The following is a 1,933-nucleotide window of genomic DNA, read 5'->3' on the forward strand; positions in this document are numbered from 1 at the left end:
CACCGCCACCACCGACTCCGGACCCGCACCACGGGCGATCAACGCCCGCGCCACCCGATTCGCCCGCCGCTGCAACTCACCAAAGGTCAAGAAGGTGTCCCCGAAACGGATCGCGACCGCATCCGGGCGGTTCCGCGCCTGGCTGGTGATCACATCCACCAACGTCACCTCCGGCACCAACGCACCCGGCGTCGACCACTCGTGCAACACCAGATCCCGCTCACCGGGCGCCAGCACATCGATATCCCCCACCACCACCGACGCATCCGCCGCGACCGCGGCCAGGATCCGGGTGAACCGATCCGCGAAATCACGCACCGTCGCCTCATCGAACAAATCGGTGGCATAAGTGAACGCCGCCGACAAACCCCCCACCCCACCCTCACGATCGAACCTCTCCGCCACCGCCAACTGCAGATCGAACTTCGCCACCCCCACCGCCGAATCCACCCCCGACACCGACAACCCCGGCAACTCCAACTCCGGCACCACCAAATTCTGGAACGTCAACATCACCTGGAACAACGGATGCCGCGCGGGCGAACGCGGCGGATCCAGCAACTCCACCAACCGCTCGAACGGCACATCCGCATGCCCGAACGCCTCCACATCCACCGACCGCACCCCAGCCAGCAACCCCGAAAACGACACAGCGGGATCGATCTCGGTCCGCAACACCAACGTATTGACGAACATCCCGATCACATCATCCAAAACCGCCTCACCACGCCCGGCCACCGGCGTCCCCACCGCGATATCCCGCGTCCCCGACAACCGCGCCAACAACACCGCCAACGCCGCATGCACCACCATGAACAACGTCACATCATGCGCACGCGCCACCCGCGCCAACCCCGCGGCCACCCCCGCATCCACCTCGAACCCCACCGTCGCCCCCCGATACGACGACACCGCCGCACGCGCCCGATCCGCCGGCAACTCCAACTGCTCGGGCAACCCCGCCAAACCCGCCCGCCAAAACGCGATCTGCCCCGCCAGCACCGACTCCGGATCATCCTCCGAACCCAAAACCTCCCGCTGCCACAACGCGAAATCCGCATACTGCACCGCCAACGGCGCCCACACCGGCCCCTCACCCCCCAACCGCCGCACATACGCAGCCATCAAATCCCGCGTCAACGGCCCCATCGAAAAACCATCACCCGCGATGTGATGCACCACACACACCAGCACATGCTCGAACTCACCCACCCGCAACAACCGCACCCGCACCGGCGGCGCCACCGTCACATCGAAACCCTCACCCACCACCGCAGCCACCCGACCAGCCACCCCCGCAGCCTCCACCGACTCCACCACCACCGCCGGCACCGCCCGCGCGTCCCCCACCGGCAACACCACCTGAAAACCCTCCCCATCCACAGCCGGATACACCGTCCGCAACACCTCATGCCGCTCCACCACATCCCCCACCGCAGCCCGCAACGCCCCCACATCCAACCGCCCCGACAACCGCACCGCGACCGGAATATTGTTCACCCCACTACCCGGATCGAACCGGTTCAAAAACCACATCCGCTGCTGCGCATACGACAACGGCACCCGCTCCGGCCGCACACCCGCAACCAACGCCCGACCCGCCACCGACCCCGCAAGCCGCTCCACCCCCACAGCCAACCCCGCAACCGTCGACACCTCGAACAACAACTGCACCGGCACCCGCACACCCAACGCCGCACCCACCCGCGCCGCAGCCTGCGCCGCCAACAACGAATTACCACCCAACTCGAAGAAATCATCATCCACACCCACACGACCCCCACCCTCGGCCACCAACAACGCAGCGAACACCTCCGCCACAACCTCCTCCGTCGGAGTCGACGGCGCACGGAAAGCACGAGCGGCGAACACCGGCTCCGGCAAAGCCGCCCGATCCAGCTTGCCCACCGGCGTCAACGGAATCTCGTCCAGC

At 66.7% G+C, this 1,933-nt stretch carries 1 protein-coding gene; it reads right to left on the reverse strand.

Features of this window, described 5'->3' with window-relative positions:
- Nucleotides 1–1,933: condensation domain-containing protein (locus M8859_RS36605; protein ID WP_372492981.1), on the reverse strand; the 1,933-nt coding region annotated here is incomplete at both ends.

Source organism: Nocardia sputi, assembly GCF_023501985.1.